The 291-nt window shown below is 41.2% G+C and carries 1 protein-coding gene; it reads left to right on the forward strand.

From position 1 onward, the window contains the following. On the forward strand, positions 1-291 hold a 291-nt coding region (locus tag N8M09_RS10980; RefSeq protein WP_419991733.1), incomplete at both ends, for a MiiA motif-containing surface protein.

Here is a 291-nt window from a genome sequence, read left to right on the forward strand (position 1 = left end):
AGTAGTAGCAAATCCAGAAAAACTTACAGACGCTGAGAAGAAAGCGATCGAAGATAAAGTTAAAGCTGTAAACCCAGGTGCAACAGTAGTTGTAGATGATAAAGGAAATGTGACAGTCACAACCCCAGAAGGTAAGACAGCCGTAATTCCAGCAACAGACTTGACGAAAGATCCAGAAACTGCAACTAAACCAAATGCAGGCAACGACATCGTTAAACCAGCAGATAAGACAGCAGTTAAAGATCCAGCTAACTTAACTCCAGAAGAGAAGAAAGCGATCGAAGATAAAGT

It is taken from the genome of Streptococcus mitis, from assembly GCF_946190375.1.
GTDB lineage: Bacteria > Bacillota > Bacilli > Lactobacillales > Streptococcaceae > Streptococcus > Streptococcus mitis_CJ.